General features: G+C 47.5%; 19 protein-coding genes, 2 tRNA genes and 2 other annotated features. Of the genes, 6 read left to right on the top strand and 15 right to left on the bottom strand.

Annotated features, from left to right (window positions below):
- The first annotated feature begins 33 nt into the window (after positions 1-33).
- Positions 34-312, top strand: coding sequence for a YbjQ family protein (locus C1710_RS00770; RefSeq protein WP_102281687.1), 279 nt, complete (start codon positions 34-36; stop codon positions 310-312).
- Positions 313-387: 75 nt separating this feature from the next.
- Here C1710_RS00770 and C1710_RS00775 read toward each other — a convergent pair.
- Both C1710_RS00775 and C1710_RS00780 read right to left on the bottom strand, forming a co-directional pair.
- Positions 388-460 (bottom strand) — tRNA-Arg (locus C1710_RS00775).
- Between the two features lie 46 nt (positions 461-506).
- Positions 507-2,441, bottom strand: a complete 1,935-nt coding sequence (locus C1710_RS00780) for an elongation factor G (protein ID WP_102279002.1) — start codon at positions 2,439-2,441, stop codon at positions 507-509.
- A gap of 374 nt (positions 2,442-2,815) precedes the next feature.
- Here C1710_RS00780 and C1710_RS00785 point away from each other — a divergent pair, with 374 nt between their 5' ends.
- Together C1710_RS00785 and C1710_RS00790 are read left to right on the top strand one after the other, a co-directional pair.
- Positions 2,816-4,162, top strand: a complete 1,347-nt coding sequence (locus C1710_RS00785) for an ISL3 family transposase (RefSeq protein WP_235857936.1) — start codon at positions 2,816-2,818, stop codon at positions 4,160-4,162.
- 55 nt (positions 4,163-4,217) lie between these two features.
- Positions 4,218-5,507, top strand: coding sequence for an ISL3 family transposase (locus tag C1710_RS00790; RefSeq protein ID WP_102279005.1), 1,290 nt, complete (start codon positions 4,218-4,220; stop codon positions 5,505-5,507).
- Between the two features lie 207 nt (positions 5,508-5,714).
- Here the strand turns inward: C1710_RS00790 and C1710_RS00795 are convergent.
- Positions 5,715-5,798, bottom strand: a tRNA-Leu gene (locus tag C1710_RS00795).
- A 531-nt stretch (positions 5,799-6,329) separates the two neighbouring features.
- On the opposite strand from C1710_RS00795, the gene brnQ reads away from it, so the two are divergent.
- A complete protein-coding gene (brnQ, locus tag C1710_RS00800) occupies positions 6,330-7,706 on the top strand; it encodes a branched-chain amino acid transport system II carrier protein (protein ID WP_102279008.1) in 1,377 nt (458 codons plus the stop codon).
- 58 nt (positions 7,707-7,764) lie between these two features.
- On the top strand, positions 7,765-8,028 hold the full coding sequence (locus C1710_RS00805) for a hypothetical protein (RefSeq protein WP_102279011.1): 264 nt from the start codon (positions 7,765-7,767) through the stop codon (positions 8,026-8,028).
- Between the two features lie 49 nt (positions 8,029-8,077).
- On the opposite strand, the gene C1710_RS00810 is transcribed toward C1710_RS00805, so the two are convergent.
- From C1710_RS00810 to C1710_RS00845, 8 genes are all read right to left on the bottom strand, one after another.
- Positions 8,078-8,923: an amino acid ABC transporter substrate-binding protein gene (locus C1710_RS00810; RefSeq protein WP_102279013.1), complete on the bottom strand. Its 846-nt coding sequence runs from the start codon at positions 8,921-8,923 to the stop codon at positions 8,078-8,080.
- A gap of 19 nt (positions 8,924-8,942) precedes the next feature.
- Entirely contained in the window at positions 8,943-9,584 is a 642-nt protein-coding gene (locus C1710_RS00815) for an amino acid ABC transporter ATP-binding protein (RefSeq protein WP_102279015.1), read from the bottom strand.
- A 12-nt stretch (positions 9,585-9,596) separates the two neighbouring features.
- Positions 9,597-10,244 (bottom strand): amino acid ABC transporter permease, encoded by a 648-nt coding sequence (locus tag C1710_RS00820; RefSeq protein WP_102279017.1) that lies wholly within the window; start codon positions 10,242-10,244, stop codon positions 9,597-9,599.
- Positions 10,245-10,401: 157 nt separating this feature from the next.
- Positions 10,402-10,630 (bottom strand) — a binding site (T-box leader).
- Positions 10,631-11,076: 446 nt separating this feature from the next.
- Positions 11,077-11,784 carry a CPBP family intramembrane glutamic endopeptidase gene (locus C1710_RS00825; protein WP_180961265.1) on the bottom strand — a complete coding sequence of 236 codons (708 nt, stop codon included), beginning with the start codon at positions 11,782-11,784 and terminating at the stop codon, positions 11,077-11,079.
- A 50-nt stretch (positions 11,785-11,834) separates the two neighbouring features.
- A complete protein-coding gene (gene rbsR, locus C1710_RS00830; RefSeq protein WP_102279021.1) occupies positions 11,835-12,845 on the bottom strand; it encodes a ribose utilization transcriptional repressor RbsR in 1,011 nt (336 codons plus the stop codon).
- Positions 12,846-12,931: 86 nt separating this feature from the next.
- Positions 12,932-13,534, bottom strand: coding sequence for a hypothetical protein (locus C1710_RS00835; protein ID WP_102279023.1), 603 nt, complete (start codon positions 13,532-13,534; stop codon positions 12,932-12,934).
- A 55-nt stretch (positions 13,535-13,589) separates the two neighbouring features.
- Positions 13,590-14,594 carry a glycoside hydrolase family 73 protein gene (locus tag C1710_RS00840; protein ID WP_102279026.1) on the bottom strand — a complete coding sequence of 335 codons (1,005 nt, stop codon included), beginning with the start codon at positions 14,592-14,594 and terminating at the stop codon, positions 13,590-13,592.
- An 80-nt stretch (positions 14,595-14,674) separates the two neighbouring features.
- A complete protein-coding gene (locus C1710_RS00845; RefSeq protein WP_102279028.1) occupies positions 14,675-15,169 on the bottom strand; it encodes a universal stress protein in 495 nt (164 codons plus the stop codon).
- 118 nt (positions 15,170-15,287) lie between these two features.
- On the opposite strand from C1710_RS00845, the gene C1710_RS00850 reads away from it, so the two are divergent.
- Positions 15,288-16,148: an NAD(P)H-hydrate dehydratase gene (locus C1710_RS00850; RefSeq protein ID WP_102279031.1), complete on the top strand. Its 861-nt coding sequence runs from the start codon at positions 15,288-15,290 to the stop codon at positions 16,146-16,148.
- A gap of 29 nt (positions 16,149-16,177) precedes the next feature.
- Here C1710_RS00850 and C1710_RS00855 read toward each other — a convergent pair whose 3' ends face one another.
- The 4 genes from C1710_RS00855 to leuS all read right to left on the bottom strand — a co-directional run bounded on the left by C1710_RS00855 (position 16,178) and on the right by leuS (position 21,278).
- Positions 16,178-16,615 carry a CopY/TcrY family copper transport repressor gene (locus tag C1710_RS00855; protein ID WP_102279034.1) on the bottom strand — a complete coding sequence of 146 codons (438 nt, stop codon included), beginning with the start codon at positions 16,613-16,615 and terminating at the stop codon, positions 16,178-16,180.
- A 141-nt stretch (positions 16,616-16,756) separates the two neighbouring features.
- The gene (locus C1710_RS00860) at positions 16,757-18,400 is read right to left on the bottom strand and encodes a putative polysaccharide biosynthesis protein (protein WP_235857937.1); all 1,644 of its coding nucleotides are present in this window, start codon (positions 18,398-18,400) and stop codon (positions 16,757-16,759) included.
- 67 nt (positions 18,401-18,467) lie between these two features.
- A complete protein-coding gene (locus C1710_RS00865; RefSeq protein ID WP_102279037.1) occupies positions 18,468-18,731 on the bottom strand; it encodes a type II toxin-antitoxin system HicB family antitoxin in 264 nt (87 codons plus the stop codon).
- Positions 18,732-18,857: 126 nt separating this feature from the next.
- Positions 18,858-21,278, bottom strand: a complete 2,421-nt coding sequence (gene leuS / locus C1710_RS00870) for a leucine--tRNA ligase (RefSeq protein ID WP_102279040.1) — start codon at positions 21,276-21,278, stop codon at positions 18,858-18,860.
- A 57-nt stretch (positions 21,279-21,335) separates the two neighbouring features.
- Positions 21,336-21,539: a binding site (T-box leader), on the bottom strand.
- Between the last annotated feature and the right edge of the window lie 5 nt (positions 21,540-21,544).

Consider the following 21,544-nt stretch of genomic DNA (forward strand, 5'->3'; position numbering starts at 1 on the left):
TATGGTACAATTCGAGAAAACGCGGAGGTTATCATGTTTTTATCCACAGAAAATTTTCCTGGTAAGCACCAAGTACTAGGCATCGTCAGTGGTACCGCCAAGGTGATGCTCCCCAGTGATAGTATTGACCAGTTTGAAGCCTTTGACCAGTTATTTGCTGACGTGCAGGAAATCCTCAAGCAACGAGCAGCAGGCCATGGGGCTGACGGCGTCGTTGGCATTCGCTTTGAACAAACGGTGGCCAATGTCCAAGTGGCTCCCAAATTTTTGGTGTTAACCGGCTATGGAACAATGATTAAGTTAGTTAAATAACAAGAAAACGGGTTGCAAATTCGCAATCCGTTTTTTATTGATGAACCCTTCTGCACCGGCAAAAGGTGAATGTAATGCGTCCCCCGGGATTTGAACCCGGAGTATGAGGACCGAAATCTCATGTGCTATCCAGTTACACTAAGGACGCCTAATAGTTATAGGATAGCATTCTTTATCCACGATGGTAAATAGAATTAACTTTTTTGCCAGTAATAATCCCGATGCATTGCTCGTTTAATGTCATCCCATTTTACTGTGTACTTCGCACCATGGGCACAAAAAATTGAGTCAGGACTATTATCAAGGTCAGCACAAGGATCATAACCACTTTGATCGACAACTGCTTGTTGGTTATGGCAGGGTTCAAAACCGTCAACAACCAACGACAGCTGTCCCTGCCCGTGAGTATAATTACGCACATCTGCCGCGTAGTCCACCATCGTGGCTACTGGTGCTTTCCCGGATAGAATGGTCAAAGCTGCTCCAGCAGGAACATGGTTACCGGTTTTGCCACCCATCCTGGCAATATCGTTTAGTGCTCTGCCAACGACACTGTTATCTACAACCAGCCTAAACCGGTACCATGGCTCCAGCAATTGGCAACCCGTGGAACGGATTGAAATTAGTCCCTGGCGCACTGCCCGCCACGTAGCCTCCCGCAAATCACCACCGACAGTATGGACAATGCTGCCGCGACCACCAAGAAGTGTAATCTTGACGTCAGTCAGTGGCGCACCAACCAAAACACCACGGTGCTCCTTTGCAGCCAGTGCGGCCATCACCTGACTTTGCCAGTTGGGTTTCAGATCTTCCACCCGGGCCTCATTGGCAAATTGCAGCCCACTTCCCCGTGGTGCCGGCTCAATCAAGAGGTGAACTTCAGCATAGTGACGGAGCGGCTCAAAATGGCCAACCCCTTCCACCGACTGTGTCACGGTTTCCTGGTAAATAATTTTACCTGTCGTCAGTTTAATCGGTAACCCCTTCGCTGCCATCTGCTGCTCGATGATTTCCTTTTGTACCGTTCCCGTTAAGTCAACTGTTAATTCCTGGCTTTCGGGTTGCCAAGATAAGTTAATGGCTGGGTCCTCGTCAGCGATCATCCTTAGTGCTTCTCGTACGGCTCTGATGTCAACAGCTGTTTGCACTGCATATTCCAAAACGGAATGAACAGTTCCGCCAAAATCCGTTTCCCGGCCCAATCCCTGTCCCGCAAATGTCGTTGTGGGGCCGCTGACGGCACAAACTTGACCAGCAGTTGCCTGTTGGACGGTCGTAAACTTTCCGCCGTTATAGATCCGTAACTGGTCGGCTTTTTGTCCAGGCAACAATTCATCCTTTACGTTGAGAATTCCACCGGTGACCCGCAACCACGTCAACCGTTCTCCACGTGTCCCGTGAAAAATCTTAAAGCAGCGGGCAGCAAAGTCTTTCCCCCACTCTGGCGCTAAGGTCCACTGATTGAGAACAGCTAATAATTCACTGACCCCCTGCTGGTGCAGAGCAGCCCCAAACAATACGGGAAATACCTCTCGGTTCTTAATTAGTCGATAAGTAGCAGCGTCAGTTAGTTTTCCTGTTGTAAGGTAATCCGCAAGGACAGTTTCATCGACTGCAGCAACATTATCTGCCACGGCGCTCGTCATTTGTTGACTTGCTCCTTCAAAACTCAAACAACCACTACTAAGTTGCTGCAGACTAGTGATAATCTTTTTAGCGTCAACACCGGGGGCATCCATTTTATTAACAAAGACGATGGTGGGCACCCCAGTACGTTGTAACATCTGCCATAAGTACTGTACCGCGCCGGTGACGCCATCGGTCGCTGACACTACTAAAATGGCATAGTCGAGTACCGCTAATACCTGCTCCGTGGTTGAAGCAAAATCCACGTGTCCCGGCGTATCGAGCAGTGTGATTTTTGTCTGGCCAACTGACAACTGTGCTTGGTGGGCGCTAATCGTAATTCCCCGCTGCTTTTCCAATGCTTCAGGGTCAAGGAAGGCATCTTGATGGTCAACACGGCCCAAGCGATGAATGGTCCCTGCCTGGTACAACATTGCTTCCGAAAGAGTCGTCTTGCCAGCATCTACTGGCGCTACCATCCCGATAGTGATTTGTTTAGACATTACTAATCCCCCTCGTCAGCATCAGCCAAACTGATCTGGATCTCACTACAATCAAACATACTTACTCATACCGCAGACGTTCCTAACAGCTGGCATACTTTAAGTGAAATAATCATTCAAAGCTCCCGCAAAAATGCCGCGTTTGCAAATTTTCTGTGCTAGCGGGAACTTTCTTGCCCTCTATAATCATTTCTGATTATAACGACAAGTACTGATAGGGCAACACTTCTTCGCATTATTGGTTCTACACTATTCGGTACTGATGGAATTTTCCATCGGTACCGTTTTTCGTTTATGATGACAATAAAAAAAACGGACAATCACCCCAAAGCCTAAATCGTGGTGATTGTCCTCCAGAAAGGAAATTAATCCTCATGACTAATGATATCAACTTTTTAACCGGAATCCAAGACCCAGGGCTTCAGCTGGATAAAGAAGGGGCTGAGACTATTGATGACCAAACCAAAATCATTCATTTGGTCAAGACTGGTGAATGTCGTTGTCCTGTTTGTGGACGCCCGATGTTGAAGAATGGTTTTCGTCATCGCCCAGTAGTCATTACCGCCCTGTCGGTCGCTGGTGTAAAGACCATTCTCATGATTAAAAAACAGCAGTATATCTGTAAGCCGTCCACTAAATGTCCGCAAACCGTGACGAAAATCGCCACGATTAAAGGCATTAGCCGCGGCTGTCGGATTGCTAATAACGTGAAGCAATTCATTATCAAAGACCTTCACCGTAATATTTCACAGAAAGAGTTAGCCCATAACTATTACGTGTCTGCTAGTACCGTTGCCAGAACCATCGATACGCTAGAAAACACCTTTGTTCCTGAGAAAGATTGGCTGCCGGCAACGATTGCTTTTGATGACTTCAAGTCAGGCCAATTCGCTGATAGTGGGATGAGCATGCTCTTAATGAATCCGACTAATCATCGCACCATCGATATTATTAAATCCCGGAACTCGCGTTATTTAAAGCAATACTTTTATCGTCACTTTACCCGGCGGGCCCGATGTGCTGTCCGTTTGATTGTCGTCGACCTTTATCAACCTTACCGGAGCTTAATCAAGGAACTCTTTCCTCATGCCCGAATTATTGCCGATCATTTTCATATCGTTGCCCAGGCGTATCGGGCACTTCAAGCGGTGCGGATTAAAGTAATGAATCGTTATGGTCATGGCACCCACGAGTATCGCGTTTTAAAGCGTTTCTGGAAGTTACTTTTACAAAAAATCGCTCATTTAGATAATATTCACCACTATCCACGGCGCAACTTTCGTGGCGCCTGGTTGTCTGATAGTGAGGTCATTGATCGGCTTTTGTCCATGTCACCCGAATTGCAAATAGCTTATGACTACTACCAAACTTTGATAGAGGCAGTGGATCAAGGTCAAGCAGCAGAGTTAACGGCACTCTTACAACGCAAACTCACTAATCTGCCTAAACAATTACAAAAAGTCCAGCGGACTTTACGGCAACACCAGGAAGAAATCATCAGGAGCTTTCAATACCAGTTAACTAATGGTCCCATTGAGGGTACTAATAACAAAATCAAAGTAATCAAACGGACGGCTTATGGTTTTCGCAACTTTTTCCGGTTCCGGATTCGCATACTAATAGCATTAAAAAATTCGCACATCATGGTTCAGGCACCCATAATCACAAGAAAAACCAGCCCAAGCNGGGATTTTTTCGTACAAAAAGGGAGCCATCACTGACTCCCTTCAGGAAAAATCTACGACCAAATAGCTTCTATCGAAAGGATGATTCAGGATGACTCCTAATAATGATTCTATCTGTTTTGCACTAGGAATGAAAGACTCCAATCTTATTTTGATGGATTATTTCTATGCCTTTATTAATTTGGCTAAGGGCACTCGCAAAAAGCTTCATCCCGATATTCGTAAATGTCGAATCTACGAATTTAAACTTCGCAATCAGCTAATCACTTGCCCCAACTGTCATCACCGCCGCCTGGTAAAGTTTGGGTATTCTACGGTACAAACTGTTTTTACCACCGATGACGCCAGTCATCCGGTGTTTCTACGAATCCATAAGCAGCGCCTGCGTTGTAAAGATTGTCGACGAATTTTTATGGCTCAATCGAATGTGGTCCGTAAATACTGCCATATCGCTAATAAGGTCACCATGAGTTTTCAAGACGATCGCTCGCTAGAAAGTATTGCCCGTGACAATACGATCTCTCCAAGCACGGTCCTGCGTTATTTAGACGCAAGTCGCTCCATCGCTCCCTTATACCAACGCCAGTTGCCTACTAACCTCGCGATGGACGAATTTCGCGGTGTTCATCGTCAACTGCACTTTATCTGTATTGACAACGATCACCATCGCATTCAAACGATCCTGCCGGATCGCTTTAAGCGGACGATTGAGAACTATTTTCTAAGCTTCACTCCTGCGGAAAGATCCCGGGTAAAGACCATTTCAGTGGACTTAAACAGTTACTACCAAGACATCGCTCGTCGCTTGTTTCCCCACGCCGAAATTATCATCGATCGTTTTCATATTATTGCCATGATGACTCGTGCTTTCAATCAGTATCGGGCCCAAGCCATGAAACAATTCCCGAAAACCAGTCGCCAGTACCGACTGTTAAAGTTTAGCTGGCAACTCTATCTCAAATCTGCGACGAATCTTTCTTACGAGCATGAATATTATGATCGTCACCTTCGTCAGAAGGTTACCAGTGGTGAACGCGTGGATTTAGGTTTGGCTATTAATGATCGCTTACGAGCCGACTATCAGTTTCTCCAAAATGTTATGCAAAACCTCAAACAACGTAATCTCGATCAACTGACCGAAAGTCTCTATCCGGGCACCGAGCTTAGTCCGCAAATGACCGCTGTTTTACACACCCTCAGACATAATCTCATGTACGTCCTTAACGCCTCACTATTTGACTACAGTAACGGGACTATTGAGGGGATCAACCGGATGATTAAACAAATTCAACGCACCGCCTTTGGTTTCAGAAATTACAATCACTTGGTATATCGCATTCATTTCCGCCAAATGGCACAAAAAAAGAATCAAGCCGCTTAAGCTTGATTCTTACCTGTCAACAGGATTTGACAAAGAGCCTAAAAAATTCGCACATCATGGTTCAGGCACCCATAATCACAAGAAAAACCAGCCCAAGCAAACTAGTTGCTTGAACTGGTCAAAATTAGCTATCAGTACCGATTGACAAAGAGCCGCATTATTTAAAAACAACAAAAAAGAGGAAATCTTCTCAGATTTCCTCGCTAATGCCCCAAACAGGATTCGAACCTGTACATGGTTACCCATACAACGACCTGAACGTTGCGCGTCTGCCAGTTCCGCCACTGGGGCATTTCTTCAATTAGTTGTCATTGGCTTCCCTCAAACAACGATATTTAATATACCCGATATCCCTTTTTCTTGCAAGACCTTTTAGCAAATTTTTTGAATTTATTTTTTAAAGCCGGCTATAACACTGTAGAATCAAGATTATCACTGCTAAAAAAGTTTCAGTCAAATTTTTCCTTGACAATCATTAAAAACCCATTAGAATATTAACCAACAATTTAATTAATCGATCTCAATGAGAAAGAAAAGTAACCACTCAGCTTGGCTCCAGCGAGTCCCGTTTGGTGCAAGGGGATAGTTCAGCTGCCTGGTGAAAATCACTTTCGAGTCTCGGTCTTAACTACCAATAAGACCTAGTGGTTACACCCATTACCGTGTCAGCATATCGCCAAGTGGCCGTATGTGAAGGCAGTGTCTAACACTGTAATAAAAGGGTGGTACCACGCTCAGGCGTCCCTTAATCAGCTTCCGCTGGTTAAGGGACTTTTTTATTGGGGTCGAGCAAATTGGAATTATTGATTGGAGGAATTATTCATGCAAGATCTCAGCAAACGATCGCTTACCTGGCGAGATTATCTGGTAGTCGCCTCTCTACTCTTCGGCCTCTTCTTTGGTGCCGGAAACCTAATTTTCCCGTTGCACTTAGGCCAACTCGCGGGAGCAAACTGGGGAACTGCCGCATTAGGTTTCTTGGTTACCGGTGTTTTACTTCCGCTCTTTTCAGTCCTGGCTGTTGCCATCACCCGGGCCAACGGGGTTTATGACATTGGTCGACCACTGGGAACCGCCTTTGCTTTAACATTCATGGTCCTCATCCACGCGACAATCGGTCCACTTTTTGGGACACCAAGAACAGCCACCGTTTCCTTTACTGTCGGGGTTGCACCCTTCTTACCAAATGGCGTTCAGCACTGGGCCTTGTTTGGCTTTTCCGCCCTTTTCTTTGCAGCAGCCTTCGCCTTTTCATACCGCGAAAACGACATCCTCGCTAACGTTGGGAAAGTCCTTAATCCCGTCTTCTTAGCACTGTTATTTCTTGTCTTTGTTGTCGCTTTTGCCAAGCCCCTTGGCAACCCAATGACTGCCCCGGTTACTAAGACCTACCTCAGCGCACCATTAACTAATGGTTTTCTGGAAGGATACAACACGATGGACGCCCTCGCTGGCCTGGCTTTCGGGGTGACTGTCGTTACCGCAGTTCGCTCAATGGGCCAACGCAGTGCATCAGCGGTGTCACGCGTAGTTGCCAAGTCCGGTGTTCTCGCCGTCGGGGCCATCGGCGTAATCTACCTCCTGCTAATCCTAATGGGTGCTATGTCCCTGGGACGTTTCAAAGTTTCTGCCGATGGTGGGGTTACCTTCAACCAGTTAGTGAATGCATATGCTGGTGTTTTTGGTCAGGTTGTTCTGGCCTTTCTAATCACCGTCACTTGTTTAACGACTGCTGTTGGTTTGGTGGCCGCCTTTGCCCAGGACTTCCATAAACACTTCCCAAGTGTTTCTTATCACACTTGGTTAGCCCTTTCCTGCTTGGCATCATTTTTGACCGCTAACTTCGGCTTGGATCAGATCATCGCCTGGTCGACGCCAATGCTGATGTTCCTTTACCCCTTGTCAATGGTCCTTATCGTTTTGTCAGTTGCATCACCGCTTTTCCACCGTGACGGGGTTGTTTATTTCTTCGTCGTGCTCTTCACGGTCTTCCCAGCCCTGGGTGACATGGTAGTAGCTTTCCCAAGCGTAGTCAGTGCCAGTCACTTTGGTAAAATGGTTGCTGAATGGCGCGCCATGCTACCACTAGCTTCCATGGATCTCTCATGGGTGGTACCAGCACTCGTCGGGCTAGTTCTCGGCTTAGCCGTTCACTTTGTTCTTGCCAAAAATAACCGGACCGCAACAGAGTTGGACTAAGCAAATAGATAACCGAAGCACCCTTCACGTTATATAATTAACGAAGGAGGGTGTTATGATGAATCGTACATTTATGCTTGGCTATTTTCAGGGCGTCATTGAGACAGCACCAGCAGCTCTTTCAGCGGCAAAAACTACTGAACTAGCCGTCGCCATGACTGTCCAACACCTGTACCACGCGCATACTGATTCTGTCAGCATCCACGATTTCTTAATCAACGATGCCCACGTCGATCCGCAAACAGTGGCCAAGTACATTAGTCTTTCTGCTGACGAACTCGAGACTGCCCAGGCACGTATCTTAGCCATTGCTCAGCAGTAACGTCAAAAGCACAGCAGGGTAAATTACCCTGCTGCGCTTTTTTATGTCTTTAATTATCAGGCCCCAGGTATGAACTCTTTACCCCAAACCACTTTTCATTAATCTTAGACAATTGTCCATTATGTTGAAGGCGTCCTAAGCCAGCATTCACTTTCCGACGAAGGGTTTTATCACCTTTCCGCATCCCAACAGCAAATAGATCGGCCGGCATTTGTGGGTTGGCGTAAATGGAATATTCGTCTGGTTTAGCCATGTGCTTGATGTAATATTCCGCGTACACCTTATCCATTAAAATACCTTGAATTCGGCCGGCGTTAAGGTCGATAAACGCATCGGGATAAGTATCGTAGAGAACCGGCTTTTTCTTAGCAATCTTATCCAATAACAAGTGGGGCTTATCTTCCAACGCCTGTTGGCCAGTGGAACCACTCTGGGTCCCCAGTGTTTTTCCCTTCATGTCATTAAAATTCTTGATGCCAGCCTTTTTCTTCGTCACCAATACTTGTGCGTTTTTCAAGTATACCCTGCTAAAAGCCACCTTTTTCGCACGTTGAGGAGTCACCGAATAACCGTTCCAGAGCAAGTCGATCGTCCCGTTTTTTAGTTCTGTTTCCTTCATCGACCAGTCAATGGTCTGAAATTCGGCCTTAATCCCATACTGCTTAAAGACGGCCCGCGCTAGGTCGACGTCATAGCCAACCAATTGGCCATTCTTTTTGCGGAATCCCATTGGCACAAAACTGTCATCGAGACCGATAATTACCTTGTGACGGCGCTCAATCCTCTGCCAGGTATCCTGGTGGTTGGCCCGCTGAGTTTCATTAGTACAACCGCTGAGCAAGAAGAACGGCACCAGCAACAAAAATAAAACGTATTTTAGCTCTTTTCTCCTCATAAATCGGCCCCCTTTCATTCTAGTCTTGACCGTCGTTAATTGCTTCAACCTGCAAGAGTTGATCGGCCACCTTTTGTGCAAATTCCATATCGTGAGTAATAATCAGCTGGGTAGTACCACCCTGTTTAAGCTTCAAAATCAACTTGGCAACTTCATCACGCAGGTTGGGGTCTAGTGCTGAGGTTGGTTCGTCATAGCAAAGGATCTGGGGTTTCATTGCTAAAGCACGGGCAATTGCTACCCGTTGTTTTTGCCCACCCGATAGTTGCCAGGGATACTGGTCCTTAACCTGACCCAGTCCTAGTTCTTGCTCCAGCTTTCCTGCTTTTTGGTCAGCTTCGGCAACTGAGAGTTTCTGCACCAATCGCGGCGCCAACGTAATGTTTTCGTTGACCGACAAGTTAGGAAACAGGTTAAAGTCTTGAAAAACGACCCCAAAGATTCGTTCTCCATCCGTTTGGGGATCGAAGGACTGATCATTAAGTTTAAATTCGCCGCTATCTGCTGCCTCCAGCCCCGTAATGCACCGCAGTAAGGTAGTTTTACCAGCGCCTGACGGTCCAACGATGCACAATACATCGCCGTCGTTAACCGTTAAGCTGACATTATCGAGAATTTGACGACCGTTGAAGGCCTTATTTAGGTTTCTGACAGTTAACATTTCGATTCCCCCTTACTTGAAGTAGGCATAACGCTTTTCAACCCGGTTTAATCCCCAGGTACAAATAGCGATCATTAACAGGTACATCAACGCAACTACCAGCAATGGCACCAGCGTTACGTCCCGCGCCGTCGCAACGTTTCCCGCACGGAGCAGGTCGCCTAAACCAATGACATAAACCAGTGATGAATCCTTAACCAGGTTAATCACTTCGTTCCCGATGGATGGGATAACAATTTTGACCACTTGAGGAATGACAATCTTGCGAATGGTTTGTCCGTAGCTTAGCCCCAGCAGTCGGGCAGCTTCGTATTGTCCATCATCAATTGATTGAAACCCGCCGCGAAAAATTTCCGCGAAGTAGGCAGCGTAGTTAAAGATAAAGGCAAATACTGCGGCGTGGTAACGCTGAAAAACGATCCCCCAGATTGGCAGTCCATAAAAGACAAATATCAACTGCAGTAGCAGTGGGGTACCCCGCATTAACCAAACATAAACGTTTAGTATCCAGCGAAGCGGTGCAAAACGAGAATTCAACCCCAGGCTAACTAGGATCCCCAACGGTAGTGAACCCAATAATGTCCAAAAGAACAATGATAAGGTGACCCCGCAGCCACTGAAAATCGACGGTAAAATTTCGCTTATGTAGTGTAATGACATTGTTAAAGACCTCCCCTTAATTAAAAACAAAGTCCCCCATGGCTTTAACACCATGGAGGACGACTAGTCGCGGTTCCACCTCACATTTGTGGACAGCTCACACTGAACACCTCAACAAGTTCACTCCTGAAAAAGAAAAACCTCGTACCACTTCTGGTACGAGGGCGATTCCGCGGTTCCACCTCATCTTGCTGCTTTCTCGCAAAAGCAGCCTTAGCAAGTTCAAAAGTAAACTCTGCGCTATAACGGGCAGCCACCGTAATTTCTTACTGTTTTCAGAAACTCAACTCGCAGATGTGATTCACGGTCAGTTTGCTGTCCCCTTGCATCAACCGGCGACTTTCTGGTAACAACTTTTCCGCTACTAGTCTGTTCTTTGCTTTTTAATGTTGTTTTAATAATACACTCATTTTATCTCTTGTCAACACTAAAACCAAAAAAGCCCGCCCCCGGACGGGACGAGCCACTTTGGGAAGGAATCTATTTGCATCTTTGCGCTGAAGCATGTGTGTCGATAAGTATTGGTATCTTTTCTTTTGATTCAATCTTCCGCAAAGCTGCTAATTTTAAGCACTGGTGCACGCTGATGACTTTATGATTTGTCTTTATAGTTACTGTTTCTAGTCATACTTACGCTGCTGCTAGCCTACTAATTTTCAACTGCCAGGCGTCCACAGAAAGCTACTCTCGTACTTTCTAATCTATCCTTCCGCATCTTTAATATACCATTTTTTGTAAGCGGTTGCAATAAAAAGAACAGACTTAATGTTTTCTTAAAAACTAACCAAAAAACGCCCGCTCTACTAGCGAAGCGTTAGTCAAATTCGGCTCATCAATGGATACCGTTAAGGAGCACCATCATCGCAATGAGGTTATTTAGTGCGTGAAGCAGCATCGAGTTTTTGATGTCGCCACTCTTCACGTAAACAACTGCCAATACCATCCCCAGGTAAACGTAGATGAAAAAACTAACGGGGTTAGTGCTGGCATGTTCACTGCCGAATACTAATCCAGATAAAATAACCTGCCAAACTACTGAATTATCCTTAAAGAATAGGTTCATCAACGCACCACGAAAGATTAACTCCTCCGCAATCGGTGTCAGAATCACCGCGGTCAGCCCCATCGTAATCACAGTCACCGGGTTATTCCCCATGAGCTGCGCAATATTATTATTGTTAGCCGTTGACGTCTCATGGTAAAGCAGGTAATTCAACCGTGATAAAAAGCCTTCACCGATGAGAATTGCAACGTAGCCCCCGATCACCCATTTCAATCGTTTTCCAAAACCCTGAGGGCGGTGCAAATGTCGATCATAGGTCCGGTACACTTTCAAGGCAAGCAAGATAATCAAGACAAAGGCCACAAGGTAAACACTTAAAATTGACCAGGTCAACCTATCAAAATGTCGATGATTATGTAACGCCAACAAAATTGTCGGTGGAAGTTGGATGACCAACCCGAGGCCAACCATTATTAAAACCCGCTTCCAAAGGCTAGTTGACGGCCGCTGGTGCACCAGCCATCGATTGTTTTCCATTGTCATCACCCGTCCGTTATTGATGTGCCCATCTTAACGGACAGTCGCAATTATTTCAACTTTGCTGTACTCTGCCGGCTAATTAACTGAACCGGCAAAAAGACCCGCTGCAGTTCAATCGCACTGTTGTCAATCCGCTTAAAAAGCATCTGAACAGCTGCCGCCCCGATCTGGTGAGTAGGCTGTTGAACAGTCGTTAGTGCTGGCGTCACGTACTCGTCAAAGTCGATCCCGTCGTAACCCATGACCGAAATATCATCTGGCACCTTCACGCCCTGCTCTTTGAAACCGCGCATGAGGCCAATGGCGATTTCATCATTAGCCGCAAACACCGCCGTTGGCTGCCTTTCGAGAACTGCCTTGGTGGCTTCGTACCCACCACGTTTTGTCAGTTTTGCTGACACAACATCTCTGTCAGGCACAAAGGAAATATGATGCTCTTCCAGTCCTGATACAAAACCAGCTAATCGCTGGTGCACATTGGTCGTCGCATCATTAGGCATTACCATCACGACGTGTCGGTGTCCTAGTGACGCGAGGTGTAAAGCGGCCAGCCGACCGCCCTGGTAGTCATCAACTTCCAAGCGATCCCCGCCCCGACTACCATTTTGATCAAAGAGCACGTACGGTAGGTGGGCCGGGCGGAGAATTTCATCGATCGTCTTGGTGGTAATCGTCGACGAAGCAATAATCAGGCCGTCAACCGATCGTGCAACCAGCTGGGTTAAATAGTACCTTTCTAGCTTCTCATCATGGTTGGCGCCAAACACCAATGGCATAATTTCCCTTGTCCGGCACTTGTCCTGCACCCCCTGGATAAACGAACTAAAGAAGGAGTTCGACATGCTGGGGACGAGAACACCAATGGTTTGCGAGCTATGGAGGATCAGGTTACGGGCATTAAAGTCTGGAACGTAGTTGAGCTTATCGCGTAGCTCTAAAACGTGCTCACGCGTACGCTTGCTAAAGCGCTGGCCCTTGCCATTTAAAATTTGGGAAACGGTCGTTACCGACACTCCCGCCTGACGGGCCACATCGCGAATAGTTACTTTTTTCTTCATCAAAGATATCCTTCCGGTTTGGTAAATCAGTTTACTGTATCCAGTTTACGCCAACTGTTTTTAATGAGCAAACGCTTTCTTGATTTTCATTGATGAAAAATATCGCAAAAGACCCCACGCGTCTGTGCCATCTGATATCCCCGAACGCGTAAGTAGTCTACATTAGCCATCAAGACCTGGTATTCCCACAAAGACGACAAGTCGTGCTCATTATAGTAATTCATTGTCAGTGATCGTGGTGAAATGACCGTTATGATCCCTTCAAAATCATCACGACCCTTGTACTTGTTAGTTCCAATTACCACCGGCAAGTGGTTTTCCGCGGAATCCTTTAGTAATGTCATCAACAGTGGCTTGTTAGTAAAGTCATGAGTTTGTAAAAAGTGTTGCAAATGCCAAATATCAAAGTACCCGTTTTCCCGGGCCACCTTGCTCTTCGCGGTCACCGTGGTCAAATAATCGGTATTACTCCGGACCCGGTTCACACTAGATAAGCGGGTCACCATCAGACAATTGAGCTTACCATCCCAGTCAATTACCAGCATGAGGACATACAAGTGATCCATCGTAATGACAAAACCGACGTCAAAGCTGTCATCACTGCCCAAGTTATAAATCTCGACCAAGGTCCCCTGTTGCTGAGCAATCGTTAGTTCACTACGAATGGCTGCCGCACTCATTTTCTCCATTTTAATTTCCTCCTCGAACAATTCATTTTCTCATTGACGAGGAAGTTTGACAAACTTAGTGGGGCCGGTGTCGCCAAAAATCCACCAACCAGGTTAGGGACCCACCGCTAATAATCGAAACTGGCCACCAGTACCAGGCCATTTTCTTTGTTGCAACTACATTATTGGTGGCCGCCGTACCAACAGATTTTTGCTTGGTTGAGACAGGCGGTTTCTGTTCATTAGTCGGCTGAACCAATCGCGGTTTCTCCTGCCCTTGCTCATTTTCTGACATTTCTGAACGATCATAGTGGTCAAGTTGGTAAGCTTCAATCAGGTGATTTAACTTTTGGTGATAGAGGTGGTCTGTAGCGAAAACGCCAGTTAGTGCCCGCGTTGCTGCTTGATAAGTGTGAGCATGTTGCCGGTGAACCCCCGCATAAAGTGGTGATTGCAAGAGTTTAGCATAAGCGCCCAGCGCCTCATCATCACTAACGTAGTGACAAAAGGCGGCAGTTGTCTTAACCATCCCCGACCTACCATCTTCGAATGTGGGAAGACTGACTGCCGGTTGGTTTGGCAACGCCTTAATGCCAAATAAGTTATGGTGGTTCAACGCTAAGTCACTTTGCCCCCAGCTACTTTCCAGTGCCGCCTGGGCCAGTAAGACTGACGGAAAAAGGTCATACTGCGAACCGAGCCGCTGTGCTGCTGGTGCCAAGCGGTTAACAAACTGACGCTGAGCAACTGACAAGGGGAGTGCCTTCACCGGCTGCTGCGGTTCTTCATCCGCTGGTGTCTCTACCGGTGTCGCTGATGATTTTACCTGATCGTTTGAGTCCCCTGCCGGTTGACGACGGTCTTCCTCTTGCTGTTCCTGCAGTCCCCGCTGGTAGCCTGCCGAGATAAAAGGGTCCTGCCACTGGTGCTGACAATGTTGACGGGCGTCATTTCTTCCTACCTGGTAACCAGACCAGTAACGCTGCTCTTCTGTCGTTTCGACAGCATTGGCGTTTCTCACTGGGAAAAGACCAATAAACTGGGTGACCATCACAGTCGCCACCAACATCCTTGCTTTCATTTTTCTACCCCCTCACTATCAAGTACGGTAAAAAAACGAAGCCTACACGAAAAAAACGGTCGCCTGGACCGTTAATCAGTTTACATTTTGGGGTACGATGCCTTCTCAATTGCCAGTGGTTTATTATCCTCGTCCGTTCTAACCACCATAACATCACACGGTGCCTCCCGGACAACGTACGCAGTGGTTGAACCAACAATCATCCGTCCTACAACATTCAGTCCAGACGCACCAATGACAACTAAATCGATCTCTTCCTGAGCGACAAAACCAGTACTTAATTCGACCTTCGCATTACCACTAAGCACCCGGGTTTGTACCTTAGGCACTCCAGCAGCAACTGCCTCTTCTTTTTTCTTGGCTAACAGCTTTTCCATCGTCTCAGTAGTTTGCTGGTAAGCCGACTGGTCAAGAAAGCCAAAAGAAGATTGCCGGTCATTGGCTGGTCCATTAACAATACTGAGTAGGTAAAGTTGTGCCTGATTGCGCTTTGCCGTAGCGATTGCCTTCTTCAGTGCCATGGTTGATTGTTTTGAACCATCAATTCCCACCAGCACTTTCCGATATGCCGTCATAATAACGCCTCCCGTCATCACTTACGCTAATTATATCATTACTGCAACTGCCTTTCTGGTTTCGTCGGTCAAAGAATGTCATAATAAGGACAAAAGGTACCAAAGGAAGGGGTTTATCGTGAAAAAAATTAACAGTCAGATCGTTTCAGAAGTAGTTCGTCCACGACCCGCTGACAGCTTTAAGGGAACTTATGGTAAGGTGACCCTCGTTGGCGGTAATGAGAACTTTGGCGGTGCTATTATCATGGCGACAATGGCGGCAGTTTATTCTGGTGCCGGTCTCGTCACCACTTGTACCGCGTCACTCAATGCCGGAGCACTCCATGCCCAAGTTCCGGAGGCAATGTTTGCTGACATCAATAATGATCCCCAATTAGCTAATCTCGTCGAAAAGGCAACAACCGTCGTCGTTGGTCCCGGGTTAGGTGACGACCAGTCCAGCACCCACACCCTCCACGTTGTTTTAGACCACGTCAAGCGGGAGCAGACAGTCGTCATCGACGGGTCAGCAATCACCATCATGGCCCGGGACAACTTATCAATGCCTGATGCCCGCGTTGTTTTAACACCACATCAGATGGAATGGCAACGGTTATCCGGAATCAAAATTGCTAACCAGCAACCGACAGCTAACCAACCAATCGTCAAATCGCTGGGAGCAACGGTCGTCCTGAAGTCTCACCGCACGGAAATCTACGATCGCGACCAGGTTTATCAGCTGCCAATTGGCACTCCTGCCCAGGCAGTTGGGGGGATGGGCGACACCCTTGCGGGGATGGTCGGCGGTTTTACCGCGCAGTTTCACCAGCAGGGGGTCCGAGCAGTTCTCGCTGCGGTTTACGCCCACAGTGACGTTGCGGAACAAATTGCCAGCCACCAATACATTGTCTTGCCCCACCAGATCAGCCGCGCGCTGCCAGCCTACATGAAAAAAATGTCCTTACAAACAAAGCCGCACACGATCGGCTTCCACAACTAAAAAAGACTCCCCGTTGGGAGCCATAATAATTAAGAAGCATCAGCTTGGTGATCGCAACCGACACAGTTGCAATTAACCACTGCTGGTGCCTTTTTTCTTTTCTTATCTAGTACTTTTTCAATTTGATCAATATCATTAGTACTTAACTCGACATGCTTAATAACTTCCGCGATGGTTGGCCCATTCTGATGGGCACACAGGGAGTCAAATAGCTGGTCAGCAGCTTTTTCCATCGTTGCCCGTTCGTCAACTAGTGGGCGGTAATGAAAGGCACGTCCCTGACGAGTCGTTGTCACAAATCCCTTTTTGACCAGCCGCCGCAAGAGTGTTTTCACCGTTGCCGCTTGCCAACCAGTACTGTCAGCCAAGAGGTGAGTCAATTCAGTGCTTGTCACGTCACCACGGGTCCACACCACCCGCATCACCTGCCATTCCGCTGGCGAAATCATCAGTTCGTTTGCTGCCATTTTCAGCCCTCCTTTTTCTGCTCTTCATTAGTTTACAACTGTCAACTATAATTAGCAAGCAACCACCCACCTACACTATAACAAAAAGGTCGCTAATGCCCGACACCTGTCGAAACCTTAACGACCCTTATTTAAGTATTTTTACCGAATGTGTAGTTTTTCGCGCAATACACCAACACGAGGCCCCAGCAGACGGTCGGCCAGCCGTGACCTTAAGCTGAGGTAAGCATAAATCCCTCCGCCAAGGATAACGCCGACTACCATCGTCAGCGCTGCCGCAAAGCGGCCATACGGACTGGTAAAGAGATTCACCACCATCACCAAAGCGGCCGTTACCGCGTACATAATCAGCGAAAACAACAGAATTTGGTTGGTATCCTTCGCCATTTGATGAAATGGTAGGCGAAATTCCTCGTTAAAGGAATGCAAAATCAGATAATTAATCACCGTCATGGATAAGCCGGTCGCCAGCAGTGGACCAACACCCTTAAACAGCCAAATCAACGGAAACTGGATTACCAGCTTAATCACCAGCCCAATAACCAGGAACTTCATCATCCGCATGTTTTCGGAAATCCCCTGCATCATCGCGGCCGCAACAGTGTAAAGGCCCAGGGTAATGGAAATGTAGGAAGCAAACTTCAACATCGTCACCCCCGCCGGGTCATAACGATAAAAGACAGTGTAAATAGGCTGGGCTAATGCTGACAAGCCTAACGAAGCGGGGATCATCACGAAGTAAAACAGCATCAAAATGTTGGATATTTGGTCACGCATCTCCTGCTGGTCGTCCTGAACCCGTGCTTCTGCTAGCAATGGAATGGCCGTAACCGCCATGGCAGCAGCCAAGGAAATCACAATCATGTACAACTTATTGGCGTTAAAGCTGAAGAGGGCGTACAAAACATCCAGTTGGTAGTGGGTGAAGTGGCCTACTGCCTTCATCATCGGGTCAAAGGTGTACTGATCAACCAACTGGAAAATCGTAATCCCCGATTCAATAATAATGAAAGGAATGGCCTGGTAAACAATGTCTAAAATGAGCCGAAAGGCCGAAACATCCTGGGTTAACGGTTCTGCACGATCACTCATTTCTTTCATTTCACCTAAGTGCCGCAGGTAAGACCAACCGAGGACGGCGACACTGCCGATGGCCCCGATAAAGGCGGCAAAGGTCGACTGGGTAACGGCATGGACCCAGTTACCCGAACCAAGCTTCATGATTAGGTAAGTTGCCGACAGCATGTAAATAACCCGGAAAAGTTGTTCAACAAACTGGGACATGGCTGATGGCGCCATCCAACTGTATCCCTGCAGATACCCCCGAGTGATACTCATCCACGGAATAACCAGGATGGCCCAGGAAAGCGAACGAATCACCGGGGTGACAGTCTTATCCCCCTTGGCAAAGAGTGGCGCGCCCACCATCATGATGGCAGCACAGATAATCCCAGAAACAATGGCCACCGTAATGCCGGCACGGTAAAGTTTACGACTCATGTTAGCCTGGTTTAACCCGTTATAGTGGGCCACCATCTTTGAAATAGCTGACGGAATACCCGCCGTGGCGATGGTAATGAACATATTGTAAATATTATACCCCTGGGCATAAGCCGCGTTGGCCTGGTTACTATAGATCCCAAACCAGGTGACCCACGGGATGATGTAAATTGCCCCAAGAATCCGTGAGGTAATACTGCCGGCCGTCATCCAGGCCGACCCCGTAATCATTTTTTGCTTGGCACTCTGCTGACCACTTTGGCCACTGCCAATTTGATTTGCCATCTTCAAAACTCCCTCATGTAAAGTCGACCCGTCTATTTTACCCTGGTCACCTCAGCACTGCAATGGCTTAATACTGGTCAAGGTCAACGGTAATCTCGCAAACTGTCCCTACTGGGTACTTGGCTTCAACTAAGGAACGGCAACTGGGGGTTGGCACTTCTTCAAAGTGGGTTTGCTGGTCAATAATCACCATCGCCAGTGATAATTTAGCATTGCTGATCGCCAGCTGCTTATCATCACCTTCAGCAAACGCATCTGGCAGGTCCGGAAAATCAACCCGGATCCCCTTCCTTGTCTTGGTAAAAACCGCTGGATATGTCACCTTATTCATTTCGCACCTCTTATTTTTCTGCTGATTATAACGCATCCTAGGTTTTTGAGCCTGCAAGCAAGCTAAACTTATTCACAACTTAAAAAGATGGCTGCCAACTGACAGTCACCTTCTTCGTATTAAGAACTACTTAGCCACGATGTTGATAATCTTGTTTGGAACAACAATCACCCGTTTGATGTCCTTGCCGTCAACAAACTTCTTCACGTGTTCGTTAGCTAATGCTAACTTTTGCAAGTCATCACGGTCACTATCTTTTTCGACCTGCAACTTAGCGCGAAGCTTCCCGTTAACCTGGACCATCATCTCAATCGTGCTGGACTGCAGAGCAGATTCATCATACTTTGGCCACGGTTGGTAAGTAATGGTGTCGCTTTCGTGGAAGTGGCTCCATAATTCTTCTGCCAAGTGTGGCATGATTGGGGCTAACATCTTCACGAAGCCTTCCATGTATTCAACCGGTAAGTCATCAACCTTGTAGGCTTCGTTAACAAAGACCATCAGTTGTGAAATAGCCGTGTTGAAGTGTAACCGTTCGTAGTCATCCGTTACCTTCTTAACCGTTTGGTTGTAAACCGCCGTTAACTTGCCATCATTAATGGTCGAAACGCGGTCACGCAAGTGGTTGTTATCGTCCATCAGGAGACGCCATACCCGGTGAACCCACTTGTTGGCCCCGTGAAGTCCCTTGGGATCCCACGGCACTGATTCGGTTAGTGGTCCCATGAACATTTCGTAAAGACGCAAGGTATCAGCACCGTACTGGTCAACAATTTCGTCCGGGTTAACGACGTTGCCCTTCGACTTACTCATCTTCTCATGATTTTCCCCGAGGATCATCCCCTGGTTAACCAGCTTCATAAACGGTTCTGGCGTTGGTACCAGTCCCAAGTCGTACAAAACCTTGTGCCAGAAACGGGCATAGAGCAGGTGCAAGACGGCATGTTCGGAACCACCGACATAGAGATCTACTGGTGACCAGTAATCCAGTGCTTCCTTTGAAGCAAAGGCCTGGTCATTGTGCGGATCACAGTAACGCAACCAGTACCATGAAGAGCCGGCCCACTGTGGCATCGTGTTAGTTTCACGAAGGCCGTGCCGGCCGTTTTCATCGTAAACATTGACCCAGTCCTTGACGTTTGCCAGCGGACTCTCGCCTGTCCCCGACGGTTTGATGTCATCGGTATCCGGCAGCATTACTGGCAACTGGTCTTCTGGAACCAGTGAGGTCGTTCCATCATCCCAGTGAATAACCGGAATTGGTTCCCCCCAGTAGCGTTGACGGCTGAAGATCCAGTCACGCAGCTTGTAGTTAACCTTGGCTTTGCCGGCATGGTGTTCTTCCAGCCAGTCAATCATCTTCTTGATCGCCGCTTTGTTATCTAAGCCATCGACCAGTGGCGAGTTAACGTGCTTCCCGCTTCCAGTGTATGGCTTTTCTTCGACGTTGCCGCCAGCGATAACTTCCTTGATTGGCAGGTCAAACTTCTTGGCAAATTCCCAGTCACGTTCATCGTGTGCTGGCACCGCCATAATCGCTCCCGTCCCGTATGATGGAAGGACATAGTCACCAATCCAAATTGGCAGCTTGTCGCCGGTGACCGGGTTGATAGCGTAAGCCCCGGTGAAGACACCGGTCTTTTCCTTACTGTCGTCAGTCCGTTCCCGTTCAGAACGCCGTGCCGCCTGTTCCTGGTAAGCCTTTACCGCGGCCTCTTGTTCAGCAGTGGTAATTTGGTTAACCAGTTCATGCTCGGGTGACAAAACAATATAGCTGGCACCGTAAAGGGTATCTGGTCGTGTCGAGTAGACAGTGATCACTTTTCCGTCATGACCGTCGACTGCAAAGCGGATTTCAGCCCCTTCTGAACGACCAATCCAGTTGCGCTGCATTTCCTTAATGTTTTCCGGCCAGTCAACCAGGTCGAGGTCCTTAATCAACCGGTCCGCATAGGCAGTGATCTTCAGGACCCACTGCTTCATCGGCTTGCGGTAAACCGGGTAACCACCCCGCTTGGTCTTACCATCAACAACTTCTTCATTGGCGACAACCGTTCCGCCCATGAAGTCTGGTGCCCAGTTGACTTCAATTTCATCTTCGTAAGCTAGGCCCTTCTTATAAAGCTGTTCAAAGATCCACTGCGTCCACTTGTAGTATTCAGAATCGGTCGTGTTGACTTCACGCGACCAGTCGTAGGAAAAGCCAAGTGACTGGATTTGGTCACGGAAATGGTTGATGTTCTTGTCAGTAAACCCCTTCGGATTGTGACCCGTCTTCAGGGCGTACTGTTCGGCTGGCAATCCGAAAGCGTCAAAGCCCATGGGGTGCAGGACGTTAAATCCTTGCATTCGCTTCATCCGGGCAACCGCGTCGGTGGCGGTGTAGCCTTCGGGGTGACCAACGTGAAGTCCCTGCCCCGATGGGTAAGGGAACATATCTAAGACATAGTACTTCTTCTGATCCTTATTAAGAGCGGCCTTGAAAGTCTGGTTTTTCTTCCAGAATTTCTGCCACTTTTTTTCGATTGTGGAATGATCGTAAGCCATTAATTCATCGCTCCTTTTTTCTGTACCAACAAAAAAGTCCCATCGAGTATTACTACTCAACAGGACGATTCTTCGCGGTACCACCTATCTTTCCCGCATTGCGGGACACTCTGCGGCGATAACGCAACCAGCGTCGCCACTTACTGTCCTTCAGTGGCAATTTGACCAAGCCAGTTCAAAAAGACCCATTCCACGTTCTCACCAACCACGTGGTCGCTGATAATGAGCGATTTTCTACTATCTCTCGGTAATAAAGTGGCTATATT

It is taken from the genome of [Lactobacillus] timonensis (genome assembly GCF_900240275.1).
GTDB lineage: Bacteria > Bacillota > Bacilli > Lactobacillales > Lactobacillaceae > Limosilactobacillus > Limosilactobacillus timonensis.